Source organism: Streptomyces qinglanensis, assembly GCF_900111245.1.
Lineage (GTDB): Bacteria > Actinomycetota > Actinomycetes > Streptomycetales > Streptomycetaceae > Streptomyces > Streptomyces qinglanensis.
On the sequence record NZ_FOGO01000018.1, the window covers coordinates 110,841 to 132,405 of the forward strand.

The 21,565-nt window shown below is 68.2% G+C and carries 12 protein-coding genes, 1 tRNA gene and 1 pseudogene; 4 read left to right on the forward strand and 10 right to left on the reverse strand.

Translation table 11 applies throughout. The annotated features are described in order from the left end of the window. Positions 1-284: 284 nt before the first annotated feature. Positions 285-2,321 carry a DoxX family protein gene (locus BMX65_RS28615; protein ID WP_177214369.1) on the forward strand — a complete coding sequence of 679 codons (2,037 nt, stop codon included), beginning with the start codon at positions 285-287 and terminating at the stop codon, positions 2,319-2,321. Between the two features lie 451 nt (positions 2,322-2,772). Here BMX65_RS28615 and BMX65_RS28620 read toward each other — a convergent pair whose 3' ends face one another. The 3 genes from BMX65_RS28620 to BMX65_RS28630 form a co-directional block, all read right to left on the reverse strand. Further along, entirely contained in the window at positions 2,773-3,492 is a 720-nt protein-coding gene (locus BMX65_RS28620; protein ID WP_075003261.1) for a nucleotidyltransferase family protein, read from the reverse strand. Between the two features lie 76 nt (positions 3,493-3,568). Then, complete coding sequence (locus BMX65_RS28625) at positions 3,569-4,006, reverse strand: hypothetical protein (protein ID WP_075003262.1); 438 nt, start codon at positions 4,004-4,006, stop codon at positions 3,569-3,571. A 474-nt stretch (positions 4,007-4,480) separates the two neighbouring features. Continuing rightward, a complete protein-coding gene (locus tag BMX65_RS28630) occupies positions 4,481-5,605 on the reverse strand; it encodes an ABC transporter ATP-binding protein (protein ID WP_075003263.1) in 1,125 nt (374 codons plus the stop codon). 167 nt (positions 5,606-5,772) lie between these two features. Between BMX65_RS28630 and BMX65_RS28635 the strand changes: the two genes are divergently transcribed. Next, positions 5,773-5,846 (forward strand) — tRNA-Thr (locus tag BMX65_RS28635). Between the two features lie 95 nt (positions 5,847-5,941). Here BMX65_RS28635 and BMX65_RS28640 read toward each other — a convergent pair. The 5 genes and pseudogenes from BMX65_RS28640 to BMX65_RS28665 all read right to left on the reverse strand — a co-directional run. Beyond that, positions 5,942-6,799 (reverse strand): annotated as a pseudogene (locus tag BMX65_RS28640) (tyrosine-type recombinase/integrase); the annotation flags it as partial. A gap of 1,009 nt (positions 6,800-7,808) precedes the next feature. Then, positions 7,809-11,093 (reverse strand): type ISP restriction/modification enzyme, encoded by a 3,285-nt coding sequence (locus BMX65_RS28645; protein WP_075003264.1) that lies wholly within the window; start codon positions 11,091-11,093, stop codon positions 7,809-7,811. A 1,194-nt stretch (positions 11,094-12,287) separates the two neighbouring features. Further along, positions 12,288-14,369: a serine/threonine-protein kinase gene (locus BMX65_RS28655; protein WP_075003266.1), complete on the reverse strand. Its 2,082-nt coding sequence runs from the start codon at positions 14,367-14,369 to the stop codon at positions 12,288-12,290. 39 nt (positions 14,370-14,408) lie between these two features. Further along, positions 14,409-16,601 (reverse strand): protein kinase domain-containing protein, encoded by a 2,193-nt coding sequence (locus tag BMX65_RS28660; RefSeq protein WP_075003267.1) that lies wholly within the window; start codon positions 16,599-16,601, stop codon positions 14,409-14,411. Between the two features lie 7 nt (positions 16,602-16,608). Further along, a complete protein-coding gene (locus BMX65_RS28665; RefSeq protein WP_338068969.1) occupies positions 16,609-17,424 on the reverse strand; it encodes a protein kinase family protein in 816 nt (271 codons plus the stop codon). A 539-nt stretch (positions 17,425-17,963) separates the two neighbouring features. Between BMX65_RS28665 and BMX65_RS28670 the strand changes: the two genes are divergently transcribed. Beyond that, positions 17,964-18,812 (forward strand): GNAT family N-acetyltransferase, encoded by an 849-nt coding sequence (locus tag BMX65_RS28670; protein WP_075003303.1) that lies wholly within the window; start codon positions 17,964-17,966, stop codon positions 18,810-18,812. Positions 18,813-19,142: 330 nt separating this feature from the next. Continuing rightward, entirely contained in the window at positions 19,143-19,511 is a 369-nt protein-coding gene (locus BMX65_RS28675) for a nuclear transport factor 2 family protein (RefSeq protein WP_075003304.1), read from the forward strand. A gap of 447 nt (positions 19,512-19,958) precedes the next feature. On the opposite strand, the gene BMX65_RS28680 is transcribed toward BMX65_RS28675, so the two are convergent. Continuing rightward, positions 19,959-20,549, reverse strand: coding sequence for a Uma2 family endonuclease (locus tag BMX65_RS28680; RefSeq protein WP_075003269.1), 591 nt, complete (start codon positions 20,547-20,549; stop codon positions 19,959-19,961). Positions 20,550-20,622: 73 nt separating this feature from the next. Then, positions 20,623-21,564 (reverse strand): hypothetical protein, encoded by a 942-nt coding sequence (locus BMX65_RS28685; RefSeq protein ID WP_075003305.1) that lies wholly within the window; start codon positions 21,562-21,564, stop codon positions 20,623-20,625. Between the last annotated feature and the right edge of the window lies 1 nt (position 21,565).

Below are 21,565 nucleotides of genomic sequence, written 5' to 3' on the forward strand. Positions count from 1 at the left end.
TGATGCCGAGCGACTTCTGACGCTGAGCGGACGGCTTCCCCCGGGCGGACGGATTCCGCGTACCCGGCAGCGCTCTGCTTCGGAGCGCTGCAGCGTTCCGTGCGGGCGGCGGTCGCATCGGCCTGGCCTATCGCGGGGGCCGCACCCGGTCCGGGTGGGCCCTCGGGGCTCGGTCGGGCCGTGCGGCGGCGCTCGCTCGGCTCACCACTCCGATGATCTCTTGACGGACCTCGGACAGATCGAGGCGGTCAAGGCAGTGTCCTAACCGTCCGTCACTCGGTTAGATGAGTGTGGACACCAGAACACCCCGCGCACCCGGCGCTTCGGGCCGCGGCTCCGGGCACAGCCCAGCGGGAAGCCCACGCGGTTTCTTCGACGACGAACCGGTGCTGAGCACGGTCAAGGTCCCGTCCGACCCCGCCGAGGTGGTCGTCAACCACGCGAGCTTCCGCGTGCGGCTCGGCGGGGCGGCCGCGCCGCCCACCGCGGCCATGCCGTACGCACCGTCCGCCGCCTCGGCCGTGCACGCCCGGGGCGCCCTGTCGCCCGCGGCGACCGCCACGGTGCCGACGCCGCCCACCTGGCCGCTGTCGCAGCCCGGACCGGCGGACGGGCGCGGGGCGCCGGCGTTCGGGGACACCGAGCCCGTCTCCGTCACCGCGGGCGGCAGCCCCTCCGGCACCCGCCGCCCCGGAGCCGGACGCCGCACACCCGTGGTGTGGAGCGGCGGCCCCGAGCCCGACGACACGGGAGCGACGAAGCTCATCCAGGCCGCCCGAACGGCGGGCCTGGTCGGCTTCGCGGACGGCGGCGGCACCGCCGAGTCCGACCCCACCGCCACCCAGACGCTGCCCCGCGTCAAGGGCCCCGGCATCGCGGGCCCGGGCCGCACCGGGAACGGCCCGGCCACCGTGGTCGGCCCGCCGCGCGGTCCCCAGCCCTCCGAGAGCGGAGGCCCGCTGCCCCCGCGCGAGCACCGCACCGAACCACTGCTGAAGGGCGTACGCCCGGCGCGCAGCGCGTTCGACGAGGACACCGGCGAGTTCGAGGCGGCCGGACCGGACACCGGCGAGCTGCCGACCGTCACCCACCGTGGCGGCCACCCGGGCGGCCCCGACGGCCTCGGCTACGCCCCCGGCCCCTACGCGGACGAGGCGTACCCGGACGACGAGGACGAGCACGCCCAGGGGATCACCGGGGCCCGGTCCCGCCGCGACACCGTCCGGCACGCGTACTACCCGGGCCGCCGGATGAACCTGGGCGTCGTCCTGCTCCCGCTGCGGCTCTTCCTGGGCTTCATCACGGTCTACGCCGGGATGGGCAAGCTGTGCGACCCCGTCTACTTCGACGGCGGCGAGCGCGGCTCCATGGTCACCTGGCTGCGCTCCCTCGACCCGTGGACGATCGCCACCCCGCTGCGGGACTTCGCCCTCGCGCACCCCGTCGGAGCCGGCCTCACGGTCGCCTTCCTCCAGGTCATCGTCGGCGTACTGACCATGTTCGGACTCTGGCAGCGGGTCGCTGCCGGAATCGGAGCCCTGCTCTCCGCCGCCCTGCTGATGACGGTCAGTTGGAGCAGCGTCCCCGCCTACGAGGCGCCGGACATCATCTATCTCGCCGCCTGGAGCCCCCTGATCATCGCGGGCGCCCCGGTCTACTCCCTCGACGGGCGGCTGGCGAGCGAGGCATGGCGCAGGCTCGGCCCCCGCGTCGAACTGCGCGACCTGCGGCGGCGTGTACTGCGCCGGGGCACCGTCATCGCCACCGTCGTCGTCGGCCTCGCACTGCTCGTCGGCTCCCTGCTGGGCAGCGCCGTCCGCTCCTCGCAGCCCGCCTCCGGGTCCGAACGCGGCGATCTGCCCACCAACCGGCTGCCGGGCTCCCCGATGCCGCAGGAGCCGGGCCGCTCCAGCTCCGGCCAGGCCACCCAGGGCCCGTCCGGCGCCGACGGCCGGGACGGCGACAAGGACAGCCGGGACAAGGACGGCAGCCCCTCGGCGGAGGAGACCAGCCCGGGCGAGCAGCGGGCCACCACCGGCCCCGAGTCCACCCCCAGCCAGGGCCGCACCCAGGGCGCCAACCAGGGCAGCGGACAAGGGGCCGCCACCCCCGGACAGCAGCAGGGCACCACGGCACCGCCGGCCCAGCAGCAGCCCGCGCCGCAGCAGCCGCAGGCCAACCCCGGCGGCAGCGGTGGCTCCAGTTCCGGCGGCTCCAGCGACTCCGGCACGAGCGCCTCGTCGTCCGGCTCGGGCAGCGGGTCCTCGTCCGGCAGCAGCGGCGGCCGCCGCGGCGCACTGGGCGGACTGCTCGGACGCTGACCCGCGGCGGCGGGCGGGCCGCGGAGGCGGTTCGGTTCCGTACCGTTCTGCGGCTGGGCCGCTGCCGAGGCGCCGAGGGCGTGTGAAGCCGGGTGGGGTCGTCGATCTTCCGGGATCGACGACCCCACCCGGCTTCGGGTTTCCGGCCGTCGCCCAGCTCCTGTCCTGTCCTGCCTTGTCCTGCTCTGGTCGGTGCCTGCGGAAGGGCTCGGCTTCGCTCGCACGCGGCCACGGCAGTCGCCGCACAGGTGGTCCCGGCCTGCGCAGTCTGCGCGGCTCGCGCCGGACCGGCGGGAAACCGCGAGGACCGAAGAGGCGGACCGAAGAGGCGAGCCGAAGAGGCGTGCCGGAGAGGTGCGGGAGGTACGACCCGGTGCGGGAGGTACGAGCCGGTGCGGGAGGTACGAGCCGGGCAGGTACCGCAGGGACCTTCAGGACAGCCCCGAGGGCTTCAGCGCGGGGTGCCGTCGGCGAGTTCGCGGGCGGCCTCGCGCAGGTCCTTCGCGGTGTCGATGGCCCGCCAGTACGAGCCCTGCGGCAGCGGGAAGCCCGCCAGCGCCCGCTCGCGGGCGAGACGCGGGAAGGTGGTCCGCTCATGGTCCCCCCGCTCGGGCAGCAGCCCGACGAACCGGGGGGAGAAGACGTAGACACCCGCGTTGATCAGATAGGGGGAGGGCGGCGCCTCGATGAAGTCGAGGACGTGACCGAACTCGTCGGTCTCCACCGCACCCCAGGGGATGCGCGGACGGGCGAGCGCGAGCGTGGCGGTGGCGTCGCGCTCGGCGTGGAAGTCGGCCATCTCGCGCAGCGAGAAGCGCGTCCAGATGTCGCCGTTGGTCGCGTACCAAGGCTCTTCGGGCCGCGGCAGCGAGCGCGCCGCGAACTTGAGCCCGCCGCCGCGCCCCAGTGGTTCGCGCTCGACCACCGTCGTGACGCGGCAGGGGAGTTCCGCCTGCGCGAGCCACTCGTCGAGCACCTCGGCGAGGTGTCCGCAGGAGACGACGACATCGGTGACGCCCTCGTCCGCCAGCCAGGCCAACTGATGGCCGATGATCGGTACTCCCGTGCCGGGGATCTCCACCATCGGCTTGGGACGGTCGTCGGTGTACGGCCGCAGCCGTGATCCCTGTCCACCGGCGAGGATCACGGCCTGGGTCGGGTGCTGGGTCATGTGGCGCAGCCTATGCGCCACACGACCCACCCCGGTTGTCACGCCCCGGTCCGGCGCATCCGGAGCTCTCGCGGCGTCAGCTCAACTGCGCGACCCCGTAGGCGAACGAGGTGTCGCACACCGGCCGCGAGAACCGCTGCGCGCGCTGGGCCCCGTACTTGTGGACGGCGGCCTTCCCCAGCGCCCGGGCGATCGAGGCGCAGTGGCGGGCGAGCGACGGCTTGCGGGTGATGGCGCGCTGGAGGCTGTTCAGCGCCACCCCGGGGTCCTGCTCCTGGAGTTCGGCGATGAGCCGGTCCCGGAGCTGGTGCTCCGGCGTGTGGCGGGTCGCCGGCCCGGCGGGCGTCGAGGCAGTGTCCGCCGACGCCTTGTGTGCCGAGGAGGCGAGAACCGGTGCGTCCGCGGGCGCGGATGCCCACGGAACATACGTGACGGCGAGGGTCCCGGACAGGACGAGCACGACCGGGAGTACGAGTGCGAGGGATCGGCCGATACGGCGGGCTGCATGGTTCACGCCCGCGATGGTAGCGGGGGGTGGTGATTTGGCGACATTTTGTCACCACTTCGAGGGACGGGAACCCGGCTTGTTCGAAGAAATGTCGCACGGGAGAGGGAACAATCCGGCGGCGAGATGACGCCGGAGGCCGACGCGGTCCGTACGGCCGACCCCGCAGGGAAGTGCCGAGCACGACGGGACGAGGATACGGGCAGGAGCCTGGCCCACACGGACCGACAGGCCGAACGCTGCAGGAACCCGGCACGACACCGGCCCCGTACAGGGCGAAGCGCCTGCCCGAGGCGGGGAACCGGATCCCGCGGACGCGGGATGCCCCCACGCCCGGGTCCCGGACAGCGAGCCCGCGGGCGGACGGCCCGCGGGCTGCTGCCGCGTCAGTGGCTCAGGAGCTGAGCCGCTCAGTCGCTGAGCCGCTCAGTCGCTGAGCCGCTCAGTCGCTGAGCCGGCTCAGTCGTCGAGGTGCTGAGGCGCTCAGTCGCTGAGGCGCTCGCCGGACGAGGTGGCGAAGACGTGGGCCTCGCCGCCCTGCGGCACCACGTGGATGGTGGAGCCCTTCTCCGGAACGCTGCGGCCGGGCACCCGGACCACCAGGTCGCGCTGCTCGCCGCCGATGTCGGCGGTGCCGTAGACGTAGCCGTCGGCGCCCAGCTCCTCGACGACGTTCACCGTGACGGGAACACCGGCGTGCTCGCCCTTGGCGAGGCCCTTGCCGCCGCCCTCGCCGTCGACGATCTCGAAGTGCTCGGGACGGACACCGACCGTGACGGTCTTGTCGCCCTTGTCCGCGGCGGAGCTGACGGCCTCGCGCTCGACCGGCACCACGCTGTTGCCGAACTTGACGCCGCCGTCGGTGATCGGGACCTCGACCAGGTTCATGGCGGGGGAGCCGATGAAGCCCGCGACGAACAGGTTGGCGGGACGGTCGTACATGTTGCGCGGGCTGTCGACCTGCTGGAGCAGCCCGTCCTTGAGCACGGCCACCCGGTCGCCCATGGTCAGGGCCTCGACCTGGTCGTGGGTGACGTACACGGTGGTGATGCCGAGGCGCCGCTGGAGGCTCGCGATCTCGGTACGGGTCTGGACGCGGAGCTTCGCGTCCAGGTTGGAGAGCGGCTCGTCCATCAGGAAGACCTGCGGCTCCCGGACGATGGCCCGGCCCATCGCGACCCGCTGCCGCTGACCGCCGGAGAGCGCCTTGGGCTTGCGGTCCAGGTACTTGGTCAGGTCGAGGATCTTGGCCGCGTCCTCGACCTTCTTGCGGATCTCGGTCTTCGCCACGCCCGCGATCTTGAGCGCGAAGCCCATGTTGTCGGCCACGGTCATGTGCGGGTAGAGCGCGTAGTTCTGGAACACCATCGCGATGTCCCGGTCCTTCGGCGGAAGGTGGGTCACGTCGCGCTCGCCGATGCGTATGTTGCCCTCGTTCACGTCCTCCAGGCCGGCGAGCATCCGCAGCGAGGTGGACTTGCCGCAGCCGGAGGGACCGACGAGAACGAGGAACTCCCCGTCCGCGATCTCGATGTCGAGCTTGTCGACGGCGGGGGTGTCGGCGCCCGGGTACACCCGGGTCGCCTGGTCATAGGTGACCGTGGCCATGTTCGCTTCTCCTTCACCGGCAGGTACGTGCCGGACGATCCGTCGTAAAGGGAGGTGTAGTCCACTGCGTGGACCTGGCGAGACGCTAGCCGCTGCACGCCCGTTTGTCAGTAGTCGCAAGCATCACGATCCCTCTCCCAGGTACACTGCACGAGCGACGCACCCCCGCCGCCTTAGCTCAGCTGGTTAGAGCATCTGTCTTGTAAACAGAAGGTCGTCGGTTCGAATCCGACAGGCGGCTCCGCAGGTCAGAGGCCCGTCCCGGGGTTCCGGGGCGGGCCTCTGTGGTGCCGTACAGCAGCGAAGTACAGCAACCGGGATGATCGTTACGGGCCGCTACGAGTCCTCGTCGGACTCCTCGGGGTCGTCCGGCGGGCTCTGGCCGAAGCCGCGGGAGAGCCGTTGCAGTGCTTCGCGGATCTCCTCGTCACTGGCCTCCGAGTACACGTCGAAGGTCATCGTGAACTTGGAGTGCCGCAAGATCCGCTGCGCCACCTTGGGGTGCACCTTCATGGCGACGAGCAGCGAACCGGTGGTGTGCCGGGTGTTCCGGAGCGGGATTGCGCGGACGCCGGCTTGGCGGATGCGGACGGCGAAGGCCCGGGTGAGGTTGCCGGGCTCGATCGGCGTCCCGTAGCGAGTGGTGAAGATCAGCCCATGCATGTCCTGCCAGAGCTCTCCGGCCGCTTCTCGGTCCTCCTGTTGATGCTGGCGACGCTGCCGTAGCGCTGCGAGGCAGAGCTCCGGCAGGGGGAGGAAGTCCTCCGAGTCCTCCGTCTTCGTCTCCCGGTGCAGGACCTCACGGCCCGCACGCTGTAGTTGGTGGTCGATGTACAGCTCTCCGGTGTCGAAGTCGATGGACTCCCACGTGAGGCCGAGGATCTCACCGCGACGGAGCCCGAGGGTGAGCGCCAGGACCCACGCGGCGTACAGCGGGTCGTCCGAGGTGACGGCGTGTTCCAGGAGGCGGCTGGCTTCCCCGACGGACCACGCCTTGACCTTCCGGCGTCGCGGCTTGGGGACCCGTACGAGCTTGGCGACGTTGCGTGGGATCTCCTCCTCGATCACGGCCTGACTCAGAGCCGCGCGGAGGGTGTCTCGGGCGATCTGGACGACCCGCCCGCTCGGATACTGCTCGCAGCACTCGCCCTTGGCGCAGCAGCGCTGCCGCTCGGGACGGCGCTTGGCGTCCTTGCGCAGGGCAAGCCAGTTCAGATGTCACCCGATCGTGCATCAGACCCCCACCTTGTAGGTGGCTTCCGCTTGAGCGATTCCGGAACGTCCCGTTTCCTCAGCGTTGCGGATAGCGGCGCGCGTTTGCCACCGCCCCACCAGCAGAGCGGCGGGGATACCAACAGCAGTCACCGCAGCAGCCGCTATGGCCCCGATTCCTTGCAGATCCATACTCAGATCGTGCCTCATGTGAGACCCGCGTGAGGTGAAGCCCAACCACAAGGTCCCAGTCCCGGAGGCTTTGGCGCTGGTTTACCCTGCCGGTACGCCCCTGGTTTTGGCCGGGCGACCGCACGGGCACACAGGAGCCACCCGTGGCTACGAAGACTTTCGTGCTCAACACTGAACCCCCACGTCGCCGACATCGGCGGAACCGAGCTGAAGTTCTCCCCTGGGCGGCCACCTCCGTCACCGTCGCACCGGCGAGCACTGCCAGGACAGCCCGGTATCTCTGCTCGACCACGCTCAGCTCCACCAGCACGGCCCCTGCCCTCCCTGCACGCGGATACGACGCGCACAGCAAAGCCGAGACAAGCGGTGTCAAGCATCAGGTGAAGCCACAACGTCAAGCATCAACCGAGACAAGACACCAGCACCCGAAGCGCGTGCGTAACAACTTTCTCTACGACTTCAAGGCGGCCCGCTCACGCGGGCCGCGCGCGGCCCGGGCACCGGCCGGGCCTGCGCTCCTGTCTCCGCCCAGCTCCAGCCCGGCCGGCGCCCGTGCCGCGCGCACCGCAATCAGCCGTCTAACGTCAGAGAAGGGGTACATCGTGGCTGGGGCGGTCGGCTCCACGGCTTTAGGCAGCCACTTTGGCGCGAGCCTCGAAGATCATGGCCCCAACGTCGTGCTTTACCGGGCAGGTCCACAGACTGCCCGACGCGCCGGAAGCTTACGAGGCCATGATCGCTCGCGCCGAAGCACCTCCAGCCCAAAGCCGCTCCGCCGACCTATCTCCTTTCGACACACTCACTCGTCAAAGGTGCCCTGCACATGAGCTACACGCTTAACCTCAGGCACTGGCTCCCGCAAGATTTCAGCCGGTTGCGACATTTCTTCATGCCCGACCGTCTCGCCATTGACAATTTCGTCGAGCATGGCAATCAGCTTTGGCTGCAACTGCAAGGTGCGCTCCACAATCCATAGCACTCTGAGCAGTTCCTCAGTCATCTCAGCCGTCCAGCGCTCCGGCCTAATGCCATCCAGCGAAGAACTGCGTCGACCGGCACCCTCGGCGAGGCGGTACGCTACCCACGATTGCACCGGCTCGAAGCCACTGACTGAGAAGTCCCATACTTCTGGCGCCACGGGAGCAAATTTTCCGGTTCCCACGTGGAGTACTCGGCTTTGCCGGTCGTAGAACACCTCGTCCGGATAACCAGCGGGATCACCGGGAACCGCCTTGACGCACCTGGCTCCCCCTTGCGGAATACTCACACGTGCGCCCGATTCAGCAGACCTTTCTCCGAAAGTCTGTAGGGAAATTAGCTGCCACCCGATTTCCACCGCCTGTGTGAATAGGTAAACATTTTTGGTGATCGGAATGCGAGGGCCCGGCAGTACCAATTCTTCGCTGAACTGATCAACATAGGAGGGAGAGGACAAAACCGCATAGCAGTAAGCGAAAATGTCCTCCCCTGTCACTTCTTGGCTGAACAGGCTAGACAGCTTCTGTACCAGTGCTGGGTTGGTGTTGGCCTCGGTCCCCGCTGCGTCGCGCCAGAGTGGAATGACGTCCTTCCCGCCAAAGGACCCTCGGAAATGGTGAAGGTCAGGAACGTACGCCGTGACGCTCGCAGCGGGCCCTAGCCCGAGAACACCCGTTAGCAGGCTCGTCATGTACACCTGCTTGTCAGAGTGGACGCGCCACAAATCCGCACGCGGCCGGTCAGCTAGCCTGCTATCCGCGAAGGCGAATTGCCTGTCGAGAGTTCTGTAGCCATATCGGACAGTAGTTGGCTCATCCTGCGGACGCGCATTCCTCAGCACTGGAAGAGCAGGTGGCATGTTCTCGGGATCCATGCCAAGGACTCGTGAATACGCTCGGTCAAGGTTGCGGGCAGGTCGGACTACGAACAGATCCGCCTTTCTTTCGTCAGGGGCGCTGGTCAATGTCTGCCAGCGGCGCCCTAGAGTATGGGTGTCTGGAGCGATCGGCCAGGTTCGCTTGAACTGGACCCCTGAATGCTGCCAAGGGAAAACATCGGTCAACAGAGGCCAGGCAAAGTAGTCACCAGACTGCTCCGGGAGAAAGGGTTCGTGCCAACTTTCGAAGCATCGCTGCCAGGACATATCATCAAACGTCTTCACGTCACCGAGTCGCGTAAGCTTCTCTTGACGCGTTCCTGTGATACGCGCATACCAGACAGTGGCCGGCTGGTCAGGCTTGGGAGTCCCGTAACGAACACCGACCGCAATGGCCACAGGATTCTGGATGGCGAACACGTTCTCGGTCTTACGGGCCCCGAGGTTGTCTCCCTCCAGGTCAATAATCCAGAGCTCATCGAAAGCCTTCCTCATCGTCTCACGCATTCCGACGAAACCCGGACCGCGAAGATAGGAGGAGGCCGTGATGAAGCTGACGATGCCGGGTTCGTCCGTCGACTCCAGCACCTTCCACAGAGCCCAGCGCCAGAAGTACACATACAGATTATAGAGATTCTTGACATGACCACCCATGCCGACCTCAATGGCCGGATTGACGAAGTCAGCAAGGATCCCGTCATCCCCGTGGTCCCCGAATCGCACCCATCCGCCTTGACGTTCCACTCCCACATCATCTGAGCTTATGGTCTGCCGGTAATAGGGCGGATTGCCAATGCAAGCAAGAACGGGAGCACTCGACTTGACCTTCCGAGCCCGCTTGTGTTCCTCCGCCAGACGGCGGTGCAACAAATCGAGTGACAATTGCCCCTCAGGCTCACAAGGCGACTCGAGAGTATCCGTCAGGTAAATATGGGCTCCATCTGCCGGCAGTTCACCCCCTGCCGAAATAATTTGCTCCGCGAGCCTAAGGTGCGCAACAGCATAGGGGCCGACGAGCAACTCGAACCCATGTAGGTTCTTTGCGGCCTTAGTGGCCCGGGCGCCTACAGCACCCCCGCCGTAAGCGTTCTCAACCAGTTCGAGGCTGCGGCGGAAGGCCGCGAGCGGGTAAGCTCCTGTCCCCACTGCTGGATCCAACACCGTGACGTCATCGTCAGCCATTCCAAGAGGCTTACCAAACTTACTGATGAGAAGGTCCGTGACAAGGTTTACTTGGCAGCCTACAACTTGCGCAGGAGTGTAGTAAACTCCGCGATTTTTGCGCAATTTCTCGTCGTAGGCAGCCAGAAAATCTTCATAGAAGTAAATCCAGGGGTCACCGTGCCGACTAACAGCCTCAGGATCCACAGCCGCGATCGTACGCTCGAGGAGGTCCAGCGGCACCTCAATCTCTTTGCGCGCATCCGGCTGAGCCAGCACTCTCAGGACCTGGGCAAGCAGACCGTGCCCTTTGTCCAAAGCATCAGCGGCGTCCCGCCGCAGGTCGGTTACGCCCTCGAGACGCGCAAGCAGCATCGCATAAGTCAGTGTCTGGGCGTACGCGTCCGCGAACTGGAGATCATCCGCGTCACCGAAGAGGAACCTACGCCATTCCTCAGCCAGTATCGACATTGCAGATCCCGGGATGGCTAGCGAAGAAAGCACATCCGTACGCAGATATTTACAGAGAGGAGCTAGCTCCTCTGCGAGTCCACGAGGGGAATCGGGAACGACTGGATCCCACGTCAGGAAGTTGCGAATTAGTTCACTGTATTGGGTTACATTGTCGTCACTGATAGCGTTACGCCCATCCGACGTAACGTCCCCTGTAAACCGAACAACCTTACCTACCAGTTGGCCAGTACGGTAAAGTGCCCATTCATTGCCATCCGTGTAAACCACGTTCGGCAGTGACTTGAATTTTTCCCACTGCTTCTTGTTGTCGCCCTTGAACTTGCTGGTACGGGCTCCCGTGCCCGGCGCCTTCAGTTCAATATGCCCACAAAGCAAGCCCTTAACTGCCAGACCAATATCGGGCCGACCGCCGAGTCCAGAGACAACGGACTCCGTCTTAGTCGCAACAGTACGCCCGTAGGCTGTTCCAGCCTTCACCAGCAGCGTCGTGGTAGGGGACTTAAGTTGGTCTTCTTGCTGGCCTGGGATATTCAGGGCCCATGTCGCTGTCAGGCTTTCAGCAAAGCTCACCAAGGCGTCTTTCATCGAGGCCATACGAGATGAGGACACAGGCCCCCCACTTTCTCCCAAGCGGACATTGCATCCATGCAACCCAAGGCTCGTGGTTGACCCACGAGCGGCCCAGGGCCACCGGATCTTCCCCGAGCATAGTGGGCCTGACCACGCACAGTGAACAGGTACTGGCACGAATGACACAGGGCCGAGAGGTACGGCAGCGCCATTGCTTCGCATCATGTTGGTGGGCGGCGGTGGACTCCAGCACTCCTCCGGGACGCTGAGAAACCCCTCTCCAGTGGACCACCTGTGGCCAGAAGCCTGGCTCTTGCCCCCAGACAAGCCGCTGAGTTGCCGCAACGCCTTGTCCTCATGCGCCCTCCGGAGCCGTTGCAGTACAGCAGCGGAGTACAGCAACGATGCCGACCGTTGGCGGACGCAGGCCCGCGTAGTCGTCGCACACCTGACCGTTCCGACCGTACATGTCCGAGCTGTCCACAGCTTGTAAACAGAAGGTCGTCGGTTCGAATCCGACAGGCGGCTCCGCAGGTCAGAGGCCCCGCATCATGATCGATGCGGGGCCTCTGCGGTGTCGATGACGGCAGTTTTGACGGCAGCCGTCCTAGCGGACCACGAATCGGCGGGGCCGTCGTCTCCGCTGAGGGCATTCCCCAGTCGCCCGATGGCGTCGCGCTGCTCGTCGAGGCGTACGGGGGTGCAGATGTCCGTGGTCACCCGGATCAAGGCGGGCCGCTGGAGCGGCCCCGCGCACTCTGGCGGACCGGGGCCGCCGCCCGTTCCTGCCTCCGCCCCGTTCGCGTCGGCCCTGCCTCCAGCGCGCAGAACCGCCCAGCAACCCAGCCGTCCGTCAAGAAGCGTTTGGCTCCGGCCGCTGTGATTCGGCAGGCCGCTGGACGCCCGTGAGGACGAACACGGCCAGGCGCACGACGGCGCCCGACCAGGCGCAGGGCCGGATCACTGAGAAGATGCGCGAGGGGGATCCAGGATCCCCGGGCGCTCCGAGCCGATAGTGAAGGACCACATCCATGCCCGGAACGGCGGGGGTGAGGGCATGGCGAATGCCTGATGGGCAGGTGACCGACCGTGGGGCAAGGAACGTGAACTGGCCCTCGACTGGTCGACGGCACGTTCCCTGCCGGATGAGTTGGGCCGGGTCTCACTCCTGCAGGACGTATTCGGCCTGCTCTCCGTCTCTTGGCGAGGTGCGGAGTGTCAGCACACGGGCAGGGCATACACCGAGCGGTCGGTCATGATGAAGACCCGGTTGCCGTCGGCCACCTGCCACGCATTCTGCGCCAGGGGGATGTCGTACCGCCACAGGATGGAGCCGTCCGTCTTGTCGACGGTGATGACCTCGCCCTCCAGCTCTGTGTCGATGCCCCAGACGCCGTTGCCCTGGACCAGGGTGGGAAGACCTCCGCTGACCATTCCCCGGCCGCTCCAGATCTTGCTCCCGTCGGTGCTGCGCAACTTGAAGAGCAAGGGCTCATTGACGGCGTACACGGTCTCGTCGTCGGTGATCGTGGCGGGACTGAACGGCCTGTCGTAAGAGGTCTTGTCCCGGATCGTCCAGAGTTCCTTGCCGTCCTGCAGCCGCCGTGCTGTGAGAGTCGTTCCGTTGAGAAGCACGATGCTCTTCCGGATCGCAGGCCGGACCAGGCTGTCCCATTGCTTGCGCACTTTCCACACCAGACGGCCGTCCGTCGTGTCGAAGGCCAGTATGTCGCCCTTGTCGGTGGAGACGACGAGTCGTTCGTGGGCGGCGGCACCCGGCGGGGCGAGAGTGCCGTTGAAGCCCTCGGGGAACTTTCTGCTCCAGCGGACCCGGGCGTTCGACCGGGCGACGGCACACAGCCGGTGATCCTTCGTACGGAGGTAGACCGTGTCCTCGTCGGCGGCGAGCAAGGCGCTTGCTCCCACAGGGGCGCTCCAACGGGGCTCCCCGGTGGCGGCGATGAAGGTCCGCAGCGTTCCCGCCTCGTCGACGGCCGCGATCAGCCGGTCGGAGAGGGACAGGTAGCGGCTCTTGGGACGGATGTCCCGGTGTACCCACCGCTGTTTGCCGTCCACGACGTTGCACGCGGCGATCCCGCCGTCACGGTGGCCGAAGACGAGGACGTCCCGGACCGGAAGCACGGCCGGTGTGCCCTCGGCTATGTAGAGCGGACCCCACAGGGCCTTGGGCGAGCCACCGACGACGAAGTCTCCGTCGTCCCGGTCGAGGACCTTCGCCTTGGGCGTACGGGCAGCGGGAGGAAAGGCGAACAGGTCCTTCTCCTTCGCCTCGGACCGTTCGCGAGACCACAAGGTGAAGGCCGCACCTCCACCCGCTGCCAGGAGTGTGCCGCCCCCCGCCAGCCCTGTGACCATCCGGCGGCGGCTCAGCCCGCGGTCGGCCTCGGAGGGTCCGGGCGCCGTCAGTGCTCGGACATGGCTCTCGCGCTTCTTGATCTCCTCGGCCAGGGGGCCGCGCCGCCAGCAGCGTTCGGCACCCCGGGGCGGGGCGCAGGCGACGGCGATCCCGGCCGGCGCGGGCCGGGCCGTCGGCTCCTTGGCCAGGAGCGGCGTGATGAGCGGAAGCAGCGCCTCGGGCACGGTGCTCAGGTCCGGCTCGTCGTGGACGACCTTGTACAGCAGCGCAGCGATGTTGGTGGCGTCGAAGGGAGGGCGGCCGCCCGCCGTCTGGACCAGCACCGCACCGAGGGAGAAGACGTCGACAGCCGGCGTGACCCGGTGGCCGAGCGCCTGTTCCGGGGCGCTGTAGCCGGGGGTGATCGGGACCTGCCCGGTGGGGGTGAGCGTCAGACCGTGCTGTGGGCGGGCGATGCCGAAGTCGATGATTCGCGGACCGTTCGACGTCAGCACGATGTTGGCGGGCTTGAGGTCACGGTGGATCAGGCCGGCGGCGTGGATGTCGCAGAGCGTACGGGCGATCGAGGCCGCGATCGCCCGTACGGCCCGCTCCTCGAACGGGCCGTGCGCCTCGACCGCCTGTTCCAGAGTCGGTCCCGCAAGGAACTCGGTGGCGATCCACAGTCGTCCGCCTTCGGTCTGCGCTCCCAGCACGGCCGCGACCCCTGTACTGGTCACGGCCCGCGCTGCCTGGGCCTCTCGGATGAATCGCCGGTTGAGGTCGGCCTCGTCGACCACTTCGGGGCGCAGCACTTTGACCGCTGCGGCCGTTCCTGTCCTGTCCACCCCGAGGTAGACCTTCCCCATCCCTCCTTCTCCGAGCACACCGAGCAGTCGGTAGGGCCCGAGTCGGATCGGGTCACCGGTGCCGAGAGGGGTCATTCGAGAGCACTCCGATACGGGTCGGGGGCGGCTGTCGGGTCAGCGAAGGGGGAAGGCGGCCAGGAAATGGTCGTCCGAGGCGATGATCACCTTGTTGCGCTCGTCGGCGAAGAAGCGCGTCCCGGTGGTTCGGTACTGGTGATGCGTGGTGTGCGAAGTGAGGCTCACCGCGCGCAGCACACCGTCGGCCGTGCTCTTGGCGTAGGCGTACTTGGTGCCGACGACGGGGCGGGAGGTCAAGGCAGCACGCGAACCGTAGGAGTCGCGCTGCGTCCAGCGGTGCTTCCCGTTGTCGGCTGCCACACAACGGAGTCCGCTTCCCTCCTCCACGACGTAGAGCTTCCCGTCCTTCAGAGCCGGCGGGCCATAGCGGCCTGACCGTTCCCAGCTGGGTTTGCCGTCGCTCAGACGCAGCGCCCGCAGCCGGCCGACACCCAGGTAGAGGTGCTTGTCGTCGCTCGTCAGCGGATGGCGTGCCTGATCCGGCTCCACACCCTTCAAAGGCTGGTCCCAGACGGTCTTTCCGGTGCGGAGGTCGCGTGCGTTGACCCGTACCGTGTCGTCGTTCATGTGCTGCAGGGCCACCAGCCGGTTCCCGGCGACTTTGGCGGCCAGGAAGTGCAGGTCGTCGGACTCCGCCGGGTGGAACGGAATCGGCTCGTACCAGCGTTCGTCACCGCTGTCGAGGTTCAACGCGGTCACGTGCCAGGGCATCTCGCGCTCGTACAGCTTCGTCTTGTGCCGTCGCAGAACGGCCAGGTAGGCGATGCCGTCGGAGACACCCAGGAGCTGTACGGAGAAGAGCTTGCCGCTCGGATCGCGCAGGTCGATCTCTTTGCGGTCCTTGCCGGAGGCCAGGTCGAGCCGGGCCAGGCCCCGAGTCACGCCGGGCGGTTGCTCGTGATTCACGACGTGGAGGACGTGCTTGCCGTCCGAGGCCAGGTGCCAGGACCGCGCGATGCGGGTGGTCCAGCGCACTGTGCCGGAGGCGGTGTCGACGCCGTAGGCCCTTCTGGACGGCAGGATGGCCAGACCATCGATCACTATCGGACTGGCCGGGGACTCGTATCCCAACGGGCCACCGAGCTGAACCTGCCACAGTGAGTCGAGCTTCTTCTTGGGCAGCGGCGAGACGGAGGGTCCGGGCGTCGGTTTGTGGTACGGCGCCGGGGCCGGCCCACCGCCTCGGACGAACAGCGCCCAGGCCCCTCCGCCTGCCCCCGCGAGGCCGAGTATGGAGGCGCCCCCTGCGAACAGCAGTTGCCGTCGGGAGAGTTTGCCAGTCCCCGGGGGTGCCTGCGGTGGGGGTCCTGTCGCCCCCTCCATCACCGGCGCCGGTAGCCGTTCGTGCTGTACGTGCCAGATGTCCTCCGCCCGTGCGCCGATCTGCTGCAGCACAGCGCCGGGCAGGTCGTCCGCGAACTCCCCACCTCCTTCGTGCAGCTGATCCCGCAGCTCGGCAGTGGTGGGACGCTCGGCCGGGTCCTTGGCCAGCGCGCGGGCGAGAACGGGCACGAGCGCGTCGGGAACACCGTCGAGGTCGGGCGCTGTGTAGCGGACCCGGTAGATGAGCTCGGCAGCCTGCCCGTCACCGAAGGGGCCGTGCCCGGTGGCGGCGAATACCAGCACCGCAGCGAGGCCGAACACATCGCCCGCCCAGCCGTGGTGCAGGCCGCCGGCCTGCTCAGGGGACATGAACGCGGGCGTGCCGATCTGGCTGCCGGCGCGGGTGAGCCGGTCGTCTCCGAGAGCGCGCGCGATACCGAAGTCGATCACCTTCGGCCCCTCCGCGGTGATCACAATGTTGGAGGGCTTCAGGTCGCGGTGCACCACGTCGGAGTGGTGCAGTTGGCCCAGCGCTGCGCACAGTGCCGTACCCAGCCGTCGCACGGATGCCTCCGGCAGTGGTCCGGCGACTTCCACCGCTTCGCCGAGCTGCGGGCCGATCAGGTACTCGGCGGCGAACCAGGGAGTCTCGGCGCGTGGATCGGCGTCGAAGACCCGGGCGCCGTGCTCACCGCCGATGACCCGGGCGGCGTCTGCTTCCAGCCGGAAGCGGGTGCGGAAGTCGGCGTCGTGGGCGATCCGAGCGTGCAGTGTCTTGAGCGCGAGGGTCCGGCCGTCCGGTGAACGTGCCATGTAGACGGTACCCATACCGCCGCTGCCGAGCCTGGCAATGAGTTGGTACGGGCCGAATGCCTCGGGGTCGTCGTGGTGGAGCGGAGAGAGCATCGATGCTTCAGCCTCGGGGGTCGGCGGGCCGGTTCGGAAGGCTCGTGGTCAGGACCCTGGCCGATTGGCGGGCCAACGCCGCCACCAGGCTGCCGGGGAGCCAGTCCGAAGTGAGCAGGACTGCCGCTCGCTCCTGCACGGAGACGGCGTCGGAGGGCTCGGCCGCCGGGATGCCGTCGGCCGCCGCGCTGCCTCCGGTGTCCGGCAGTGGGCTGAGGACGTCGAGCAACTCGGCCGGTGCGGGCCGGTTCGCCGGGTCCCGGGCCAGACAGCGGGTCAGAATATCGCGCAATGACGGCGGGATCTCCCGACGCTCGGGAACGGTGTGCCCGGTAGCGGCGTAGGCGAGGGTCGCGCCGAGCGCGTAGAGGTCACCCAGCGGCCGCGGTCGTCCTCCGTCGGCCTGTTCCGGTGGCAGGCTCCCGGATTCGAGACCTGGCAGGCCCGAGCGCGGAGTACCGTCCTCGGCAGCGGCTCGCACGGCACCGAAACAGGTCAAACGGGGGCCGCGGACCCCTAGCAGGACGGCACCGGGCGATACGCCCGCATGGGCGAGCCCCTGTCCGTGTCCGACCACAAGAGTCACCAGCAGCGCGGCACCAAGGGCCCTCACGGTGCGTTCGGGCAACGGCCCGTTGTGCGCCCTGAGCGCTGCGGGCAGCGAGAGTGCGGGCAGATAGGGGCGTGCGTGCCAGGAATCGGTGCCATCCGCGGCGAGTTCGGCGGCCGGGGACGCCCAGGGGCCCAGCAGATGGCGGGACGCGGTGGCCTCAGCCAGGAATCGGTCGGTGTCGGTACCCGGCAGCGGCACACTGACCAGCATCGTATGGTGGCCGTCCGCGCTGCGAGCGATGAACCGGCGCTCTGGGACAGGTATCCCGCACGCACCCGATTCGTCTTCCCCGTCGAGAGTTCCCAGCACCGTGTACGGGCCCTTCCCGCGGCCCGTGTCCGGATGCGCGGATATGGGCAGAGCAGCCATGCGACAACGAATCCCCTCCCGGCCCACACTCTGGCCGGTGGAGAGCCTACTAGTCCGCTGGTTGGGCAATCCTGGTGCTCCGCTACGACCGCGGACCTGCCTCGGCATCCGGCCGGCGAGGTGCCGTCGGTCCCAGGCGGACGATTCGGGAGAGGGCCCGCCTCAGGGCCTGACCTTGCAGCGGTGGATGCGCTGGTGTCCGGAATCCTGCGGGTCGGCGTGGCTGTGGGCGAGTTGCGGTGCGGTAGACCCGCCTACGGTCCGGCCTCCGAGGCCGCCCCGCATCGTGCTGGTGCTGGTCCGGCGTGCGGGACCGCTACAGCCACGGCGCGAGGTTCTTCAGGGGCGGTGCATCAGCTCTCTGTGGTGGGATGCGCTGCATGGATGAAACCTCTCTGCGTGACCGTATCGAGCGGTACTACGCGACCGTCCCGCTGCTGTTCTCGAAGGTGGAAACGTTCGGCAGGTTGTGTCTCTTCGTCCGCAAGGAAGCGGACGGCCTGTACTACGGCGGTCCGAACCACGCCCGCCCGATCACGGGGGCCGCGGCGCCCACCGCTGAGGACATCGCCCTGGTCCGTGCTCGCCAACGTGAACTCGACGTGCCGGAATGCTTCGAGTGGCTGGCCGAGTCGACGCCGTCCCTACGCGGTCGCCTCGTGGAAGCGGGGCTCCCCGTGGCCGAACGTCCGCTGATGGTCCTCGACCCACAGCATCAGATGCTCCCGCAGCCCGTCCCCCGTGGAGTCACTGTCCGGTCTCTGGACGCCGACGATCCGGCGCTGCCGGCCGTACTCGCCCTTCCCGAGTTGGCGTTCGCGGACGAGGGCACGGCTGTGGGTCCCGCTGGCCGCGCGGAACTGGAGGAAGCGGCCGAACGCATCACTGCGGGCGGCACGGTGGCGACGTTCCAGCCCTCGCTCCGGGCCGGACACAAAGTCCTCGTCGCCGCCTTCACCCCAGACGGCACCCCGCTTGCCGCCGGGCACTATCACCCCGCGGAGAACGCCACCGAGATAGGCGGGATCGGTACCCTTCCCGTCGCTCGCCGCCAGGGCCTCGGTGCTGCCGTCATGGCAGCCCTGGTCGCCCACGCCCGCGATCACGGCGTGCGGACCATCATCCTCGCCTACGCAGAAGAGGCAGTCGCCCGCATCTACGCGCGCCTGGGGTTCCGTCCGGCGGGCACGACCTTGCTGATCGCCAACCAACCGGCCCGTGGCCAGTAGGGACAGAAGACTGCAGCGGAGAGTCAGCTTCTTCTGCGGCGAGGTCGGAACGTTCCCTCTCTCGAGCGGCAACCCGCTGAAGCGGAGATCCGGACCGTCGCGGAACTCCATCAGGCTGCGGACCGATCAGTCCCTGATCTCCAGGACGGCCGCCATGTCAGGGGTGCGGCGCCTGGCCGCTTCAATGCCATCGTCACCCCCGAAGACATCAGGCCACCCGCTCGTAGGAGCTCGGACGCGAGGTGCTGTGCCATCCTCCCGAAATGAATGCCTGTTGCCGCCTGATCTTGAGCCCCGGCGCGTGGTCAGTCGATGACTGGGCTCTTTCCCATGCCTGACGAGGAACAGTCGGTACGGGCCGCTGTCGAGAGCGAGCTACGGCTCCTGGAACCCGAGGTCCGCGCGTCACCAGCACTCGTAGCCGAACTCCTGCATCCGGCATTCGTCGAGTTCGGAGCCTCGGGCCGGCGGTGGGATCGAGTGTCGATTCTGGGTGCTGTTGCACCTCCTGCGGGCTCACCGATGCACCGCATCGTGACCAGCGACATGCAGGCGACGCTGCTTGCACCAGGCGCAGTTCACCTCACATACGTCTCGGACAACCGGGGCCGCCGAGCTCGACGCAGTTCCTTGTGGCGCCTCACGGCCGTCGGATGGCGTCTGTACTTCCATCAAGGCACGCTGATCGACGACGCATAGCCGTCCGCCTTCGCTCTGTGCCAGGGACCCCGCGACCGAGCTGATGGCAGTTGTGACGAAAACGATGGCGTCAACGACTGTCACTGCACAGGGGGCCGGTGCGTGAGTCTCCAAGGAGCACCGCAGGCACCTGATGCAGGTACTGCCTGCACGCTGTGAACGGAAAGTTGCCGGTCCGACTCATACCGGCAGCACCGTGCGAGCTGCTCGTTGTCAGCCCGGGGGCCCGACGCCGGCGTGCCGCGGCGAGTGCGCACTGGTGGGTTGGTGAGCCGGGTCTTCATCCATCCGCGTGGCACCGGGCGGCCACACGACGGTGACACCTCCGTTGCCATAGGTCGCGGCTCCTTCGCGACGGCGTGGTCCAGCGGGGATTCTGGTCCGCCGTGTGGGGTATAGCGGTGCCGCACGGGGTGTCCGGTCAGCGTCTCCAGCTCTCCCGTGCGGTCAGGGCGCGTAGCGGGGGAGTCCGTCCGTGGAGATGGTCCACTCGCCGATCGTGACCGCCTCCCCGTAGAGGAAGTCCTTGCGGGTGGCGTAGCGGGATCCCGCGGGGGTGGTGTGGATGTCGGAGAAGACCGCGCCTTCACCGGTTCGGGGATCGAAGATCACATAGATCGGGATGCCGAGCAGCGGATAGTCCCGCATCTTGCTCGTCCAGTCGTTGTCCGGGTTGGAGCGCGAGACGACCTCGATGGCGGCCAGGACGGAACGGGGGTCGAAGGAGCCCTCCACTTCCATGTCGGCCTCGGCGATCACCATGACGTCCGGGTGCCGCAGTACGCCCTCTGCCACGTCCTCGACGTCCGGCGTACCCGTGTGTGCCAGCAGTTCGTCCGGCATCACCTTCTCCAGCCGACGGCTGATGCGGGCTGCTGTCAGCTCGTGCGGCCCTCCTGGTGCCATCATGTCGTGGACGATGCCTTCCTTCGTGATCTCCAGCTTGCCGGGCACCCCGTCGCTCATGCGGCGCACGATGTCGCGCATCGCCTGGTACTGGAAAGAGTCGTGATCAGTGTGATGCGGGGTGATCGTCACGGCATTCGCTCCTCTCTGCGGTGACCGGAGACCAGCCCCTTCACCTTAGCGGCGACGTCCGTCGCGCGGTTCGCTATGACGCCCCGCCGCGGCAGTCCCGGCATCGGCCCGGGCGAGGGGCGCGGAAGGGGAGCTCGCATTTGGGGCACTCCTGGAACGGGTCCGGGCGGCGGTCCGGGGGCGGGGCCTCGGGCAGCGGCGCCGGGAGCTGGACGGTGAGGCGGTGGGAGATGAGGGCGGCCGGACGGCGGAGCGGCCCGGCGGGGAGGTGCGCCGTGAGGGTGCGGCGGACGGCCTCCGGTCCGGTGCCGCGCTCCAACCAGGCGCCGACGGCGGGGGTGAGGCGGGCCACGTCCCGCTCGGAGAGCAGCAGACGGTCGTCGTCCCGGCGGAGCCCGGCGAGAAGCGCGGCCGCGGTGCCGTGCCGTACGGGGTCGGGGGTGCGCGGTTCCGGGAGGGGTGGTTTCGGTGCCGGGAGAGATGTGGGCTTCGGTGGCTGGGGTGGTGCGGGGGTTGCCTGGGGTGGTGCGGGCGGCGGCGGGGGTACGGCCCGGGGGGCGGCCGTGGGCCGGGGCTCCTCCGTTACGCGGGGTGCAGCATGGGGGCGGCGCTGGGGCGCCCCCGGGTTGTCGTAGGACACGGTGTGCGTGACGAGCCGCCCGCCGGGTGCGCGCCGCGTGGTCCGCGTCAGATAGCCGTACGCCTCCAGCTCCCGCAGGGCGGCCGCGATACGGGCTTCGCCCTCGGGGAAGCGCGCGGTGAGCGACTTGATGTCCACGCGGGTGCCGTCCGGCACGGACTGGATGTGCACCGCGAGTCCGATCGCCAGGAGGGACAGCTCGCGGTGCTGGGCCAGATGGTTGCCGACGACTGTGAAGCGCTCGCGGTGCCGGTACTTGATGTGGACGACGCCGGGCCGGGCCGGGGCCGGTGCGGTCTTGGCGGAGGTGCAACGTCGATACGGGCGAGAGGGCGGGCGCGCGGGCGCAGCCGCGTTAAGCTGCTGAACAGCCATG

What these genes read in the sequence shown, in the direction of transcription:
- BMX65_RS28615 (WP_177214369.1), top strand. Translation starts at nt 285, where the DNA reads ATGAGTGTGGACACCAGAACACCCCGCGCACCCGGCGCTTCGGGCCGC.
- BMX65_RS28620 (WP_075003261.1), bottom strand. Translation starts at nt 3,492, where the DNA reads ATGACCCAGCACCCGACCCAGGCCGTGATCCTCGCCGGTGGACAGGGA.
- BMX65_RS28630 (WP_075003263.1), bottom strand. Translation starts at nt 5,605, where the DNA reads ATGGCCACGGTCACCTATGACCAGGCGACCCGGGTGTACCCGGGCGCC.
- BMX65_RS28645 (WP_075003264.1), bottom strand. Translation starts at nt 11,093, where the DNA reads ATGGCCTCGATGAAAGACGCCTTGGTGAGCTTTGCTGAAAGCCTGACA.
- BMX65_RS28655 (WP_075003266.1), bottom strand. Translation starts at nt 14,369, where the DNA reads ATGACCCCTCTCGGCACCGGTGACCCGATCCGACTCGGGCCCTACCGA.
- BMX65_RS28660 (WP_075003267.1), bottom strand. Translation starts at nt 16,601, where the DNA reads ATGCTCTCTCCGCTCCACCACGACGACCCCGAGGCATTCGGCCCGTAC.
- BMX65_RS28665 (WP_338068969.1), bottom strand. Translation starts at nt 17,424, where the DNA reads ATGCTGGTCAGTGTGCCGCTGCCGGGTACCGACACCGACCGATTCCTG.
- BMX65_RS28670 (WP_075003303.1), top strand. Translation starts at nt 17,964, where the DNA reads ATGGATGAAACCTCTCTGCGTGACCGTATCGAGCGGTACTACGCGACC.
- BMX65_RS28675 (WP_075003304.1), top strand. Translation starts at nt 19,143, where the DNA reads ATGCCTGACGAGGAACAGTCGGTACGGGCCGCTGTCGAGAGCGAGCTA.
- BMX65_RS28685 (WP_075003305.1), bottom strand. Translation starts at nt 21,564, where the DNA reads ATGGCTGTTCAGCAGCTTAACGCGGCTGCGCCCGCGCGCCCGCCCTCT.